Raw genomic sequence first — 14,903 nt, 5'->3', positions numbered from 1 at the left:
TCGTCTTTATCCGGAATGATTCATAAGAGGCATCCGTTAGCGCTCCCAGTAAGCCTCTTCCAGACTGTCTTCGCGCTCAGGCAAACCCTTGCTGAGCCTGGAGGCGTATTGCACCAGGATCTCGTAACTCACCCTGTTGGCATATTTACAAATCTGAGCAAAAGAAGAATACGCCAAATAGGGTTGCTCATGTTTACTCGACATTGGCTGCAACTGACGATGATGATGATTGGCTGCCATATCGTGCAGTAAGGCCGCTAAAGCACCATCACCAGCACCATTGGTGTTGGCAATGCGCTCTGGTCCACCAAGGTATGGATCAATATGCGAATAGACTTTCAGCGGCTGACGGCAATCACGCCGCAGCATAGGCCGACTGAATTCATACCGGTTGAAGTCGGCCAGACTGCCTGATTTGATCGGATGGCTGGTTTCGCGCTTAAGTGTTTCATCGGTGTAGCCACATAAGTAGAGCCCGTCAGCGCCGGCAGTAATCAGCACCATATCAACCCATTCCAGGATCGCTTCAGCGGCCAAAAGCGGGTCAGCCTGGCCGGTAAGTGCCTCGGCCTCTTGCTCGTTCATTGCCAGAATTTGTACATGCTGGCTGGCCGTTTGCTGAATGCTGCTGCGCAGCTCCTCTACCAGATGACGAGTGCCCAGGCTCATCACCACTGGCACCTCAGCTTTATTAGCCAGTTGGAAGCTATGCTCCATCGCAGCGATGATAGGTTGACCGCTGGCACGAAGCGGATAGGCACTTAGCACCAGTGCGGAGGCATTGGTCACCAGCTCAGCCGGAATGCCGGAGGCTGTTAGCTGATCCATGTCGCCTGGGTCTATCACAAAAGTACGCTCGCCATCCGGCGTGATCAGAGTAATACCCCGGCCAACATCGCCCTTAACCGCTTGCAAATGGTTTAAATCTACCTTGCTGCTGGTATGGCAAAGATAATGATAGGCCGGTGAGCCCAGAGTAATGTTGGCCGACATCACACCAAGCAACACCGATTTATCATCTGCCAGCACGGAGTAATTGTGTACCGTGTTGCCGATGGTGCCACCAGCAAAGTGATCGGAAATAGCACCCAGACTCAACAACTGCTGATAAATGCGATCGGCTTTGTCATGTTCAACCAGATTGGACAACCCCTTGCCAATGCCGTGTTGCTGCAAAAAAGTATCATCGACTTTGGCAACCACATCAACAATCACCTGATCCAGCCCTACTACATAGGTATCGCGCCTTGGATCCACCTCAAAACGAGGTAATTCCGGTTTAGGAGCCGACACCGGAAAGTAATGTTTGATTTTACGATGACCTGGAAACTTCATCTTAAGAGCTGCCTCTGGCGCAAAAAGGGGCGCTAGTGTACTTGATTGCCAGGCTTCAGGCTACTTCATCGCGCAGGAAAACCAGCTCGCTGGCACTGGACTCTTGCTGACTGAAATAATAACCACCGCTATGAAAGCTCTGCAGTTGCTCAGCCGTCTTGACCCGATTGGTAATCACATAACGAGCCATCATGCCCCGGGCTTTTTTTGCATAAAAGCTGATCACCTTGTATTGGCCATTTTTGCAATCCTTAAATTGCACATTCAACACCTTGGCCTGCAAAGCTTTAGGTTTCACTGCTTTAAAATATTCTTGCGACGCCAGGTTAAGTAACAACTCGGAGCCAAGCTCATCAAGTTGCTGATTTAGTTGTTCACTGATCCTATCCTGCCAGAAGGCATAGAGCGTCTCACCCGCTGGATTTTTCAGGCGGGTACCCATTTCCAGACGGTAGGCCTGCATTAAATCAAGCGGCCGCAGCACCCCATACAGGCCACTTAAAATCCGTAAGTGCTGCTGTGCAAATTTTAGATCCTCTGGCGTCAGACTACTTGCATCCAGGCCTTGATAGACATCCCCATTAAAAGCAAATAACGCTGGGCTGGCATTGTCTCTGGTAAAAGGCAGCTGCCAATCTGCGAAACGGGCAGCATTCAGGCCTGCCAACTTATCACTCAGCTTCATTAGTTTGGCAATATCCACCGGGGTTAGATCCCGGCAAATGTCAATCAGCTGCTTAGCATCAGCCAGCATGGCCGGCTCAGTCCGCTCCTCAACTGGAGCTTGGCGTTGCATGGCTAGATCCTTGGCAGGAGAAATCACCATCAGCATTCTGTTTATTCCTCTTGGTTATCAGCACTTAGCCTCGTCGTTATCTAGCCTGCCGAGGCTGACGGAAGCGACAGTGCCGGTAATTTGTAATGAGCCAAAAGTTGCTGGTGCAAGGCTGCAAAACGTTGCTGCCCTGCCTGGTCCAACTGGCTTTGCTGCAGCACCTGGCACAGCACACTGGCAACAGCTTGCAATTTATTGCTTGCTGGCAAGCTAGCAAGTGTCTGCCATAAGCTTAACGCTAGATTGCTGTTGCCCGGCAGATACAGAAATGCTTGCCATAGCCGGCTCAAAGCCTGATGAAACGACTGCTCCCGATAATCCAGCTGCCCCTGTTGCATAAATCCTTTGGCTGTTTTCCAAAGTTTTGGGATCTGCTGCTGCCAGTACTGGCTGTATGCCAAATCAACCGACCCGGTTAGCCCGCCCGAGAAGCTATGCTGCTGCAGTCGCTCCATGACTGCGTCGGCTTGCTTAACATCAGCCATGGCCAACTTTGCCAACGCCAGATCGATGAACGCAGCAACCGACCAGCTGCTTACATCTCCCTGCTCTGCTTCTGCCAGCCACTGCTTCGCCTGATGCAATTTACCTTGCAACAGAGCAATACGGGCTTGCACCAACAAGAGTTCAGGTTGCAACGTCTCGGTCAAAAAGCGTTTCGGAATGGCTTGCAAGGACTCTTCAGCTTTACTTAGCAAAGGATCCAATTTCAGCGACTTGCTTTGCATCGCTTTTAGCAGCAACATACGCGCAGGGTTTAAATAGTGTTGAGCCGAATCGAGCACACTATAACGATGCTGCTGGCTGGCTTTTTGCCAGCAGCGTATCGCCTCATCCAGTTGCTGGCAAAGACTGGCTAAAGCAGCTTGCACCTGCAGCACTTCGACCGATTGAGGTAACGAACGTGCTAACTCCTGACAATGCAACAAGGCCTGCTCAGGTTGCTGTTGCAGTAACGCCAGACGGATCAACCAATCCAGTGCTTCTGGTCTGGTTTCTTCTGCTTTACTGAGCACCAACAGCATATTGCTGGCCTGATCCAGATCGCCAAGCTGGAACTGAGCAATCGCATGACCCAAAAGTGCCCAACTGAGCTCTCTGCTTTGTAAAATTTGCTGGTACAATTGCGCTGCCAGCTGGGGCTGTTTATGCTGCAGCAATAATTCGCCTTTTAAGCGCAGCGCGTACAGCGCATGCGGAGGGTACTCTCTGACAACCCGATCGCACTCAGCCAGAGCTACATCAGGTGCATTTGGCAAAGCCTGAAAAACTTTCCGTACCACCAACCTTTGCTGCATCGCTCTGGCCAGTCGCTTTTCCAGCGTAAGGTATGTAAAGGGTTTTTGAATGTAGCAATCGGGTTGCCGATCACACAGACCAAAAACCGCTTGTCGCATCGATTCGGCACTGAGCATGGCGAAACAACAACCCGCTTTTAAAAGCTCACGTTTCTTGAGAGCATCAAACAGCTGAGCACCATTTAAACCATCACCCAGCTGAAAGTCAGCTAGAATAAAATCAAAGCTGTGAAGCTCTGCTTTTTCAAGTGCAGCACTGGCATCAGCTACGGCCGTAATGTGTTCGAAACCAATCTGCTGTAGCATGCCACGAATGGATGCACGAATGGGTTCGCAATCATCGACCAGCAGAATACGTTTGGTTTGGTAAAAACTGCTTTGGAAAATCATGGACGTCCTGTGATAAGTTTCCCGGTTAGAGCAGCGCCTGTCGGCCCATAACCGCACTATAGTAATATCGGCTTGTCTGCGCAATGGCTTTTGCCGCAGAACCAAATCAAACCGCAGGGAAGGCAACGGTTGTGTTGTAATTTTCCTACATTAATTTATGATAAACGCTGAAAAACAGTTTTTCGGCCAAAAATGATGGTAATTAAACAATATGAGCACGCTACTTGATCAGCTAAAAGCCGTTACCACCGTGGTTGCAGATACCGGTGATCTGGATTCCATCGCGCAGTTTAAACCAGTGGATGCCACCACCAACCCATCCCTGTTGCTGAATGCCAGTCAGCAAGTATCCAGCCAATCCATGCTCGACAATGCTATTCATTATGCCAAAGCGAAGGCTCAGAATAGCCAGGGCCAGCTGCAACTGGCCTGCGATAAGTTTGCAGTGGATATCGGCACGGCCATCAGTAAGCTGGTACCGGGTCGGGTCTCAACCGAAGTGGATGCCCGTTTGTCCTTTGATACGCAAGCTACCATTGATAAGGCCCGACAGTTGATTGCGCTTTACCAGGAAAATGGGGTGGGACCAGAGCGGGTTTTGATTAAAATTGCCTCCACCTGGGAAGGCATACAGGCAGCCCGGGTATTGGAGCAGGAAGGCATTCAGTGCAACTTAACTTTACTGTTCCATAAGGCACAGGCCATAGCCTGTGCCGAAGCCGGTGTCTTTTTGATTTCACCTTTTGTCGGCCGTATTCTGGACTGGTATAAGGCAGCTACAGGTAAGGACTATACCGCTGAAACTGATCCTGGTGTGTTATCGGTACGGGAAATCTACCACTACTTCAAAAAACACGGTTATGCCACCATTGTGATGGGTGCCAGCTTTCGCAATACCGGTGAAGTACTGGCATTAGCTGGTTGCGATCGCCTGACTATTAGCCCTGCCCTGCTGCAGGAACTGGATCAACAACAAGGTGAGCTTACGGTCTATTTGCAGGATCATGGTGCCTCGTCACCGCAGCCATCACCGATGACGGAAGCCGCCTTTCGTTGGGCATTGAATGAAGACGCTATGGCCACCGAAAAGCTAGCGGAAGGCATCCGTAAATTTGCGGCTGATCAGTGCAAACTGGAGCAACTGTTAAAGCAGCAACTATAACTAACCATTGCAGAAGGATTACATTATGAGCGCCCCCTGGCAGGCTCTGCAGCAACTGGCATCTGAGCCCTTTTCATTACGGCAGGCCTTTTCAGACGATCCGGAGCGCGCTCAGCGCTTCCGGCTTAACGCCTGTGACATTGAGCTGGATTATTCCAAAAACCTGATCAATAGCAAGCGCTGGCAACAGCTGCTGGCATTAGCAGAGCAGAGTGAGCTGCGCCAGCTGTGCTCACGCATGGTGGCCGGTGAAGCCATCAATCATACCGAACAGCGCAGTGTAGGCCATATGCGCTTGCGTTTACCGGACCACGCTTTAACGGCGCTGGAAGATCAGGCTATCGCTGAAGAAATCCGTATGTGCCGTCAGCAGATGACAGCGCTGGTCAATCAACTCAATACACAGAGCTACCTTGGCTATAAGGGCAAACCCATTACAGATTTAATCTGGGTCGGTATTGGTGGTTCCTTGCTCGGCCCACAAATGACCTGTGAAGCGCTCAGTCCCTTCAACCAGAGTCCGGTGAAACTCCACTTTGCCGGCAACATTGATGGCGCTGTGGTGCATGATATCTGCAAGACCCTGAACCCGGAAACCTGCTTGGTGGTGGTCGCATCCAAATCCTTCGGGACCGAAGAAACCCGGCAGAATGCGCTGACTCTGCGGCAATGGTTCCTAGACCATGGTGCTGATCAGGCTGCGATTGCCCGGCATTTTTGGGCAACCAGCTCCAATATCAAGGCTGCCGCTGAGTTTGGTATTGTGCCAGAGCACATCCTGCCGATGTGGGACTGGGTGGGTGGCCGTTATTCCATCTGGTCGGCCATTGGTCTGCCGCTGGCTTTGCAGCTTGGCAATGCACAGTTTGACCAATTCCTGGCCGGTGCCCATGCCATGGATCAACACTTTCTGCAGGCTGATCTAAGCAACAACATGCCAGTGGTATTGGCACTGCTTGGCATTTGGTACATCAACGGTATGGGCTGTCAAAGCCAGGCCTTGCTGCCTTACAATCATTATCTGCGTCTGCTGCCCTCTTATGTGCAACAACTGGATATGGAAAGCAACGGCAAACAGGTAGATCATGACGGACAACCGCTTGCTTGCGCCACGGCGCCTGTGATTTGGGGCGACGCCGGCACCAATGGTCAGCATGCCTATCACCAGCTGCTGCATCAAAGCCAACTGGTTATCCCTGCCGACTTTATTCTGGCTGCCAAACCTCAGCACCAGCTGGCAGATCACCACCTGCGGCTGGCGGCCCATTGCTTTGCCCAAACCCAGGCGCTGATGCAAGGTAAAACCATCGAGGAAGCCAAAGCAGAGTGTTTGGCACAGGGCTTGAGTGAAGAACAGGCCAACAGACTAGCCCCGCACAAAGCGTCACCGGGTAATAAACCAAGCAATACCATGCTGCTGCCGGAGCTGTCCCCCTTTTATTTGGGAGCCTTGCTTGCCTTGTACGAGCACAAAGTGTTTTGCCAAGGGGCTATTTGGCAGCTTAATTCCTTTGATCAATGGGGTGTTGAGCTTGGAAAACAGCTATCCGGCCCTATTTATCAATCACTTAATGGTAAATCTGAGAACTTTGACAGCTCCACTTCGGCCCTGATGTCCAGCCTGCAAAGACATCTGACCAGTAGCAAAATAGGGTAAAATGTCATCAGGCTGTCACTCTGAACCTTTATTTTTAGCGTCGTCTATGGTACATCTTTGTTGAAAATAACAACAACATCAGAGAGGCAGCTTAATGGAAAGCTTCGAAGACTTACTGAATATGTTGGAACGTCCGGCGCAAAAAGCGCGTGGTACGGGTAAACGAAAATGGCGGGAAATCGAGGCCATGAAAGAGCGGCAACGGTTAAAACGCGAACTGGCTGACATGGACTGGACCATCGAACCCGAGCTGGATGACATCGAGTTATTTTAATAAAAACGCCCACATCGCAGGATGTGGGCGTTTTTATTGATAAGCTCGTTTCACAACGCAACTTGCAATGGCAACTGCCAATCAATCGGCTGTTGACCACTGGCTATGAGTGCTTCATTGGCTTGTACAAAGTGATTGCAACCAAAGAAACCCCGGTAGGCCGATAAGGGTGATGGATGTGGCGCTGTCAGCACCGTATGCTGCTGACAGTTAATCAGACTCGCTTTGCGAATTGCATGCGACCCCCAGAGTAAAAACACCACATGCTGCGCCTCAGTACTAATTGCGGCTATGACCTTATCGGTAAACTGCTCCCAGCCTAAATCACGGTGCGAGTTGGCCTGATTGGCCACCACCGTCAGCGCTGTATTCAGCAAGAGTACACCCTGCTCAGCCCATGCTTTCAGGTACCCGTGGGCAGGGATCTGATAGTCCGAATACTCTTGTGCCAACTCTTTGTACATGTTACGCAACGAAGGCGGCACAGCCACACCAGGCCGCACCGAAAAAGCCAAGCCATGCGCCTGATTTGGTCCATGGTATGGGTCTTGCCCCAGAATCACCACTTTTAAATCGGCAAAACGAGTCAACTTAAAAGCACTGAAGACTTCTTTTTCTGGCGGGTAAATCACCTGGCCAGCTGCCCGCGCGGCTTGCACCTGCTGCATGATGTTTTGAAAATAGGGCTGATGCTTCTCAGCCCCCAAGACATCCTGCCATTCAGGCATTGGATTCAAGCTCATTCAGCAACTGCTCCAAGGCCGCAAAGTCAGCGGGTAGTTCTTTGCTCAGGCTAGGTTCGGCCTGACACTTGGCCAACGCCGGAGGCAAGGCGATGGGACACCCCAAAATATTTTCCACTTGCTCTTTAAACTTAGCAGGATGCGCCGTACCAAGAAAAACACCAATCTCGCCAGGTTGCAGCGAACGCTTGAGTGCCTTGTAAGCGACCGCAGCATGAGGCTCACTGATGTATCCATCGGCTGCAAGCTGCCGCATGCCCAGCTGGGTGTCGTCTTCATCGACCGCCATGGCTTCAAGCGCCTCACGCTGAATGACGCCTTGCTCGATCAGCGCTTCGACCCGCGGCCAGTTGTTCGGTGCACTGATATCCATCGCATTGGATAAAGTGGCCTGAGTACGCTTAGGCAGCCACTGTCCATCCCGCCAGTAACGAGGCACTGTGTCGTTGATATTGGTTGCAGCCACCATGCGCTTAAATGGCAACCCAAGCGCCTTCGCAATCAAACCCGCGGTAACATTGCCAAAATTACCGCTCGGTACAGCAAATACCACATCCTTACGCCGCTCGGCCGGCAGCTGAGCCAAGGCTTCAAAGTAATAGCAAACCTGTGCCAGTAAACGACTAATATTGATCGAGTTGGCCGAGTTGATATTCAACCGCTGCACTAACTCTTTCTGATCGAACACCTGCTTTACCAACGCCTGACATTGATCAAAGTCCCCTTCAATGGCAACACTGGTAATGTTCTCACCCAAGGTAGAAAACAGCTTTTCCTGCAGGCTGCTGATCTTACCTTTAGGGTACAGAATCACTACTTGCACACCAGGCTGACGATAGAAAGCTTGTGCTACCGCAGCGCCGGTATCGCCGGACGTCGCTGTCACTATGGTCACTTTTTGCTGTTGTTGCGCTTTGGCCAGAGCCTGCGCCATAAAGCGCCCACCAAAGTCTTTGAACGCCAACGTTGGGCCATGAAAGAGTTCCAGACAATACAGATCTTCTTTCACCAGCTGAAGAGGCGCGGGGAAGGTAAAAGCCTGCTGCACCATCTGCTGAATTTCATCCGGCGATAGTTCATCACCAAACAAGGCTTGCATGATTTCACTGCTGCGCTCTACCAAGGGCAACGCTAACAAAGCCTCACAATCCAGCTTTGGCCAGTGGGTGGGGAAAAACAACCCCTGTTGTTGGCCGAGGCCAGTTCGTACTGCCTGCAAAAAACTGACTTGATCACTGGCAACTTTTAAATTCACTAACTGCATTGGGTTGGATCCTTCACTACTCGAGCCCCTGCTGAGGCCAGTCGACAAATATGCGTCATCGCATCCTGATTTTTTTCATAATGGCTAGCCAGATAAGCGGCAGCCTTTGCGGCGATCTGCTCCGATTGACAGAGCGCAAATACCGTAGGACCAGCACCGGAAATACCAACATGGGCAACGCCCAACTCTGTTAAAGCCTGACGCAACGCGGGTAGCTCGGGCATCAGCAAAGCGCGGGCTGGCTCTGCCACCACATCGTGCAATGCCGCTATGGCTTCTACTTCGTCCTGACAATACAAAGCCGAAACAAAACGGCTAAGGCCTGCGGCGAATTCAATACTGGTTTTCAGCGGCAATTGCGCTGGTATGGCAGCTCTGGCCGCTTTGGTTGAAAGCGTGGTACCAGGATAGCTGAGTACCACCTGCCAGTGGTCAAACCAAGGCAAGTTCCGGCACAAATTGGCACTACCTGGCAGCATCAACTGTAAACCACCTAAATAGGATGGTGCCACATTGTCATAATGGACGGAGCCACTGACGCCACCTTCCGCTTCTGCCATCAACTGCAACAACTCTGCCTGGCTTAATGGCTCAGCAAAATAATGATTAAAGGCGAAACAGGCCACTACTATAGAGCAGGCACTGGAGCCAAGTCCACTGCCGACCGGCAGCTCTTTGTACAGATGCAGATCCAGTCCCGGCAGAGTTTTACCGACACGTTGTTGGAACAACTGATAGCAGCGTAAAATCAGATTGTCAGAGCTGTCGGTGGGCAGTTGATGTTGATAACGCCCACTGAGACTTAATGTAGTTGTGGCGCTTTCACCGCGAATTGCCAGCACATCGCCGAGCACCTGCCCATTGACCGGTTCAAAAGCGGCACCAAGCAAATCAAAGCCTGCGCTAAAATTCCCGGTGGATGCCGGTGCATAATAATACTGTGTCATGCTGATGGCTCCGCTCAAACTTCCTGCTGCCAGGACAAGGTCCGCAGAATATCACTAAACACTCCGGCCGAAGTTACCGCCGCCCCCGCGCCATAACCACGCAGCACAAAAGGGATCGGTTGGTAATAACGGCTGTGAATAGCCAACGCATTTTCACCATCTTTAACTTTTGACAGTGGATGATCATCAGCCAACGCCTTGATAGCCACCTGACACTTGCCATCACGGATTTGACCAATATAGCGCAGCACCTTGCCTTCGGCTTTGGCAGCAGCAACCCGCTCAGCAAAAGCAGCATCGGCTTGTGGCAGCCGGGTTAAAAAGTCGTCGATGGAACCAGAGGCATTAAAATCTGCCGGCAACACCGACTCCACCTCCACCTGGTCCAGCTCCAGCTCCAGACCTGACTCCCGCGCCATGATAAGCAGCTTACGCGCCACATCCATACCGGATAGGTCATCCCGCGGATCTGGCTCAGTGAAACCCATAGCCTTGGCTTTCAAAGTCACTTCGGACAAGCTCAACCCTTGTTCCAGCATGCCGAAAATGTACGATAAAGAACCGGACAAAATACCTTCAAAAGCCAACAGCTCGTCACCGGCATTCAGCAACCCTTGTAAGGTATCAATCACTGGCAAACCGGCACCGACAGTGGTTTCATATAAAAAGCGGCGGCGATGCTGCTGGGCAGTTTGACGCAGCTGACGGTAATACGCCATGCTGGCAGTATTGGCTTTTTTGTTCGGGGTGACCACATGAAAGCCAGCCGCCAGGAAGTCGGCGTATTGGCCCGCAATGGCTTCAGCACTGGTGCAATCAACCAGCACGGGATTGATCAGGTGCTGTTCCTGTACAAACTGATTGAGCGTCTGCAAAGAAAAGCTATGTTTACTTTGCGCTAACTGCGATTGCCACTCGGCTAAATCGACACCGTCGGGCTGCAGCAGCAATTGCTGACTGTTGGCAATGCCATAGACTTTCAGTTTGACATGGCGCTGCTGCAGGAAAGCCTGCTGCCGTTTGATCTGCGCCAATAGCTCGGCCCCCACCACCCCACAACCGACTAAAAACACATCGATGCTGGGAATGTGACTGAAAAAGTTTTCATGACAGACTTTGACCGCATCCTGGCAGGACGACTGTGCCACCACGGCAGAAATAGAGCGCTCACTGCTGTCCTGCGCAATGGCCACTACGTTGACCCGGGCTTGTGCCAGCGAGGCGAAGAATTTTGCCGCAACCCCTTTATGCTGGCGCATGCCATCTCCGACCAGGCTGACAATGGCCATATCAGCTGCAATATCCAAAGGCCGCAGCAGGTTGTTTTGCAGTTCAAGTTCAAATTCAGCTTCCAGCGCTTTTTGCGCTGCGGTTAAGTGCAGTTGAGGCACACAAAAGCTGATGCTGAACTCGGATGAGGACTGGGTGATAAGGTTCACCGAAATATTGGCCCGAGCCATAGTGGCAAAAACCCGGCTGGCCATACCAACCACACCTTTAAGACCAGGGCCAGATACCGTTATAAGTGCCAGATGCTGCAAGCTGGAAATACCTTTCACCAGCGACTCTCCATCGCCCTGACTGGCAATACAGGTGCCAGGTGCTGACGGATTCAGGGTATTTTTGATATAGCAGGGAATGCCATAGCGAGCCAGCGGACCTATGGTTTTAGGGTGCAAAACCTTGGCACCGAAATAAGACAGCTCCATGGCTTCATCGTACGATAAACGTTCAATCAACTGCGTTTGCTTCACCTGACGCGGATCCGCACTGTAGACACCATCGACATCGGTCCAGATTTCACAAGCATTTGCCTGAATACTGGCTGCAATGATGGCAGCCGAGTAATCTGAGCCATTGCGCCCCAGCAAACAAGTTTCCCCCTGTGCATTGCTGGATACAAAACCAGCCAGCAGGTATACCTGAGCTGGCGAAGCGGCGATAGCCGCTTTCAGTGCTTGCTCCGAGCCTTTAATATCGGCAGTGGCATTGAGATAATCGCCTTCACTTCGCACACATTCAATGGCCGATAACAAAGCTACTTTAACCCCTTGCACCTGCAATAGAGCCTGCATCAATGCCACACTAAACTGCTCACCTAGTCCGAGCAATTGCGCTTTGATGTGATCAGGGCAGTGCCGCAGCAGTTGCACCCCCTGCAACCGCTGTGCTAACAGCTCCAGCTGGCTTTGCATCAAGACCTGCACGGACGTGAGTCGCTCAGCACCGGCCTGTATGGCTGCATCATCCAGCAATTGCTGATAGCGCTGCTGCAGGCTTTGCAGCAAATCTTGATAATCGGCTCCCATATAGGCCAGATCGGTGAGCTCAACCAGCAGGTTGGTTACGCCTTGCGGCGCAGATAAGACCAGACAAAGCTCGGTTTGCCGGGCACTGTCTGCAACAATAGCAGCCACATCCTGAAAGCGTGCGACTGAAGCCAGCGAAGACCCGCCAAATTTTAGCACTCGCATGTATTACTCCTGAATCATTCAACTTGTTGGTCTATTTTGAACCTGGTTGCAACTCTTGGGTCTTAATGCCCTTATTCCCATCAAGGTTCGCACTGCAAGCTGCCAAAGCCTGCCTGCTTGCCGAAGCTCTGTGGGTAAAAACAAAAAACCCGTGACGGGTGAGGTCACGGGTTTTCTGGCGACAAAGCACCACCGACCTCCTACCCCGACAGGGTGGTGGTAATAATAATGGTGGTAGTGAGTGTCAGTAATTTTTTCATAGCGCCCATAATGCACAGACTTGTAGACGTCTGTCAATAGTTAATCAGCTTGAATCTTAATTTACCTTTTGCAGCACCTTTTGCAAGTCATCTCGATAGCTGGTGCTTCGGTTACGCCCTTGTCGCTTTGAAACATACAAAGCTACGTCTGCACACTGCAGCAAATCATGAGCTTCCTGATGTCGATGTGGATTCAGCTCGGCTACCCCCAAACTGATGGTGGCACGAATAATACGCTGATTGAACAACAACTGATGAGCTGCTACCTGACGGCAAATCCGCTCTGCGACTTCGTTTGCACCACTTTGACTGGTATTCGGTAAAATAATCCCGAACTCTTCCCCGCCATAACGCCCGAGAAAGTCTGACTCACGCAACAGGCTCTGAATGAAACTGGCCAGCTCAATCAGTACAAAATCTCCACCCAGGTGGCCATAGTCATCATTCAGCTGTTTGAATTTATCCAAATCAAACAAAATCAGTGACAAGGGCTGGTGATAGCGTTTGGCACGCAAGACCTCGGATTGCAATAACTGCTCCCAGTAACTGCGGTTGTAAAGCTTAGTAAGGCCATCCAGTCGGTTCGCTTGCTGCAAAGCCTGCATATTACGCTGCAATTCCAGCTGATAAATGCTGACATCGGTGGCGTCCTCAATCAGCAAGCAGATAAAGGTTTCGCCGGTATGGGGATGGACCAATGGTAGCATGCTGCAGTTTTGCATCATGTAGTCGCTGCCACCACTGACAGGTCGAAGATGTGGCAGTTTTAGTACATAAGGGCGCTGCTCCCAGGAACTAAAGGTTGGTGCGTTTAACGCCACAACACTATCCAGTTTTCGTTTCAGCCAGGCTTCCGGTAAGTCAGTAAACACATCAAACACCGACTTATGCCGGACTTCGGCCAAAGGTACACCGAGCCGACGCTCAATAAACTGGTTGTAAAAGCTGATGCCATAGTCTGTACTTAACACCAATACACCACTGTTTAATTGCTGCAATATCGGCATCGCCAGCCAATGCGCGTCCATCCGTACTCCTCGCCTATCAATACTGCTCGCTTGTACACACTTGTTGTGTCCCCAAACCCTTGCCTATCAATAATCCTGCAAAATATCATCCAGCTGCTGCTGCAGCGTCTGCAGAGCAGTGCCCGGAATCAGCAAAATCATATCGCATTGAAAAGCATAATCTGTCACTTGATATTGAATATTGACCTGCAAAGCTACGTTCCAGCGGCTCGCCAAGGCTTGCAGACGCTCAACCAGCTGATTGTTCTGGCAATTCAGTTGTCGCGGAGCACTGTACGACAAGGTGCTACCTAGCTGTGCTGCCAAACTATTTAAAAAGGTGGTGGTGAGAATGGAGCTGATGTCGGTCAACATTTCCGCGTCGCTGACCTCGCTTTGCTGATAACCCAGAATAGCGGCCAGCTGTTTTGCACTGCTTAGATTGTAGAGCAGCATCGCTTCGCCCTGCATGCCAGCTGGACCAATAAACCCCTGACTGATCAGGTGTGCTTCTTTATCGGCATACAACTCTCTCAATTGCGCAGGCATATCACTGGCTCGAACCACCTGCATTGCAGGCACCTGCAAATGAACCAGCGTATCTAAAAAGCGCGCTAACTGGTCACTGGCCAAGCCCATGGAAACATTCATCAGCTCCTGCAATGCGTCCTGCTGGTCTGGCGTCAGCATGGTCATTAGATTAACCCGTACTGGTGCATAATGTGGGCGAGTTTGTCGCTGTTAACCGGCTTTTGAATAAAAGCCAAAGCACCGAGTTCAGCTACTCGTTTTTGCATCTCAGGTTGAATGTCGGCAGAAATCACAATCACAACACATTTCAGCTGCCGGGCCTTAATGGCTTCCAACACACCGATGCCATCCAACTCTGGCATGGTCAAATCAAGAAAAACCACCCCAACTTCTTGCGAGCTAAGAATATCCAGTGCTTCCAGACCATTGGATGCAGTGAGAATGTCGGCAGCAAAGCCCTCCGGTAAGCTTTTTTTTACTTGCTTACGTGCTAATACCGAGTCATCACAAATTAAAGCGGTTAAGCTCATTCTACGGCTCTCTTTTAATTATGAGTGCTTATTTTATTTTTAATTTCTTGGTGTTACCCGCAGTGTTTCATCGACTATAACCAGAAGCTAAATACAATGCAAGTCGGCACAAACTCTGCTACTTTAGCAAAAAACACAGTTCAACTATGGCGACCAAAGGAACCAGTAAAACACCCCAGTATTATCCTTGGTACAG

13 protein-coding genes are annotated in these 14,903 nt (G+C 50.9%); 3 read left to right on the top strand and 10 right to left on the bottom strand.

Going from position 1 to position 14,903, the window contains the following annotated elements; all coding sequences use genetic code 11:
* Positions 1-36 precede the first annotated feature (36 nt).
* From JJU14_RS07865 to JJU14_RS07855, 3 genes are read right to left on the bottom strand one after another with little or no spacing between them, the layout of a single operon-like run.
* Positions 37-1,335, bottom strand: coding sequence for an inosine/guanosine kinase (locus JJU14_RS07865; protein WP_228612299.1), 1,299 nt, complete (start codon positions 1,333-1,335; stop codon positions 37-39).
* Between the two features lie 55 nt (positions 1,336-1,390).
* Positions 1,391-2,167, bottom strand: a complete 777-nt coding sequence (gene yaaA / locus JJU14_RS07860) for a peroxide stress protein YaaA (RefSeq protein WP_228612297.1) — start codon at positions 2,165-2,167, stop codon at positions 1,391-1,393.
* A gap of 44 nt (positions 2,168-2,211) precedes the next feature.
* Positions 2,212-3,858 carry a response regulator gene (locus JJU14_RS07855; protein ID WP_228612295.1) on the bottom strand — a complete coding sequence of 549 codons (1,647 nt, stop codon included), beginning with the start codon at positions 3,856-3,858 and terminating at the stop codon, positions 2,212-2,214.
* A 211-nt stretch (positions 3,859-4,069) separates the two neighbouring features.
* Here JJU14_RS07855 and tal point away from each other — a divergent pair, with 211 nt between their 5' ends.
* The 3 genes from tal to JJU14_RS07840 all read left to right on the top strand — a co-directional run bounded on the left by tal (position 4,070) and on the right by JJU14_RS07840 (position 6,951).
* Positions 4,070-5,020, top strand: a complete 951-nt coding sequence (gene tal / locus JJU14_RS07850) for a transaldolase (RefSeq protein ID WP_228612293.1) — start codon at positions 4,070-4,072, stop codon at positions 5,018-5,020.
* A 25-nt stretch (positions 5,021-5,045) separates the two neighbouring features.
* The gene (gene pgi / locus JJU14_RS07845) at positions 5,046-6,677 is read left to right on the top strand and encodes a glucose-6-phosphate isomerase (protein WP_228612291.1); all 1,632 of its coding nucleotides are present in this window, start codon (positions 5,046-5,048) and stop codon (positions 6,675-6,677) included.
* A gap of 94 nt (positions 6,678-6,771) precedes the next feature.
* Positions 6,772-6,951, top strand: a complete 180-nt coding sequence (locus JJU14_RS07840) for a DUF3545 family protein (protein ID WP_091338045.1) — start codon at positions 6,772-6,774, stop codon at positions 6,949-6,951.
* Between the two features lie 50 nt (positions 6,952-7,001).
* Here the strand turns inward: JJU14_RS07840 and ung are convergent, their stop codons facing one another.
* The 7 genes from ung to JJU14_RS07805 all read right to left on the bottom strand — a co-directional run bounded on the left by ung (position 7,002) and on the right by JJU14_RS07805 (position 14,707).
* Positions 7,002-7,679: a uracil-DNA glycosylase gene (ung, locus tag JJU14_RS07835; RefSeq protein ID WP_228612357.1), complete on the bottom strand. Its 678-nt coding sequence runs from the start codon at positions 7,677-7,679 to the stop codon at positions 7,002-7,004.
* On the bottom strand, positions 7,672-8,958 hold the full coding sequence (thrC, locus tag JJU14_RS07830; RefSeq protein WP_228612289.1) for a threonine synthase: 1,287 nt from the start codon (positions 8,956-8,958) through the stop codon (positions 7,672-7,674). Before thrC ends, ung begins: the two co-directional genes overlap by 8 nt.
* A complete protein-coding gene (gene thrB, locus JJU14_RS07825) occupies positions 8,949-9,905 on the bottom strand; it encodes a homoserine kinase (RefSeq protein WP_228612286.1) in 957 nt (318 codons plus the stop codon). Before thrB ends, thrC begins: the two co-directional genes overlap by 10 nt.
* Before the next feature lie 14 nt (positions 9,906-9,919).
* Positions 9,920-12,379 (bottom strand): bifunctional aspartate kinase/homoserine dehydrogenase I, encoded by a 2,460-nt coding sequence (thrA, locus tag JJU14_RS07820; RefSeq protein WP_228612284.1) that lies wholly within the window; start codon positions 12,377-12,379, stop codon positions 9,920-9,922.
* A gap of 316 nt (positions 12,380-12,695) precedes the next feature.
* Positions 12,696-13,667, bottom strand: coding sequence for a GGDEF domain-containing protein (locus tag JJU14_RS07815; protein ID WP_228612282.1), 972 nt, complete (start codon positions 13,665-13,667; stop codon positions 12,696-12,698).
* Between the two features lie 66 nt (positions 13,668-13,733).
* Positions 13,734-14,342: a chemotaxis protein CheC gene (locus JJU14_RS07810; protein ID WP_228612280.1), complete on the bottom strand. Its 609-nt coding sequence runs from the start codon at positions 14,340-14,342 to the stop codon at positions 13,734-13,736.
* Entirely contained in the window at positions 14,342-14,707 is a 366-nt protein-coding gene (locus JJU14_RS07805; RefSeq protein WP_228612278.1) for a response regulator, read from the bottom strand. The genes JJU14_RS07810 and JJU14_RS07805 overlap by 1 nt, the downstream gene beginning before the upstream one ends.
* Positions 14,708-14,903 lie beyond the last annotated feature (196 nt).

Origin of the sequence: Alkalimonas sp. (assembly GCF_020831925.1) — a bacterium.
GTDB lineage: Bacteria > Pseudomonadota > Gammaproteobacteria > Enterobacterales > Alteromonadaceae > Alkalimonas.
This window is presented reverse-complemented; position numbering and strand designations above follow the sequence as displayed.

Coding starts and splice junctions, on each gene's coding strand:
- JJU14_RS07865 (WP_228612299.1), bottom strand. CDS start 1,335: ATGAAGTTTCCAGGTCATCGTAAAATCAAACATTACTTTCCGGTGTCG.
- yaaA (WP_228612297.1), bottom strand. CDS start 2,167: ATGCTGATGGTGATTTCTCCTGCCAAGGATCTAGCCATGCAACGCCAA.
- JJU14_RS07855 (WP_228612295.1), bottom strand. CDS start 3,858: ATGATTTTCCAAAGCAGTTTTTACCAAACCAAACGTATTCTGCTGGTC.
- tal (WP_228612293.1), top strand. CDS start 4,070: ATGAGCACGCTACTTGATCAGCTAAAAGCCGTTACCACCGTGGTTGCA.
- pgi (WP_228612291.1), top strand. CDS start 5,046: ATGAGCGCCCCCTGGCAGGCTCTGCAGCAACTGGCATCTGAGCCCTTT.
- JJU14_RS07840 (WP_091338045.1), top strand. CDS start 6,772: ATGGAAAGCTTCGAAGACTTACTGAATATGTTGGAACGTCCGGCGCAA.
- ung (WP_228612357.1), bottom strand. CDS start 7,679: ATGCCTGAATGGCAGGATGTCTTGGGGGCTGAGAAGCATCAGCCCTAT.
- thrC (WP_228612289.1), bottom strand. CDS start 8,958: ATGCAGTTAGTGAATTTAAAAGTTGCCAGTGATCAAGTCAGTTTTTTG.
- thrB (WP_228612286.1), bottom strand. CDS start 9,905: ATGACACAGTATTATTATGCACCGGCATCCACCGGGAATTTTAGCGCA.
- thrA (WP_228612284.1), bottom strand. CDS start 12,379: ATGCGAGTGCTAAAATTTGGCGGGTCTTCGCTGGCTTCAGTCGCACGC.
- JJU14_RS07815 (WP_228612282.1), bottom strand. CDS start 13,667: ATGGACGCGCATTGGCTGGCGATGCCGATATTGCAGCAATTAAACAGT.
- JJU14_RS07810 (WP_228612280.1), bottom strand. CDS start 14,342: ATGACCATGCTGACGCCAGACCAGCAGGACGCATTGCAGGAGCTGATG.
- JJU14_RS07805 (WP_228612278.1), bottom strand. CDS start 14,707: ATGAGCTTAACCGCTTTAATTTGTGATGACTCGGTATTAGCACGTAAG.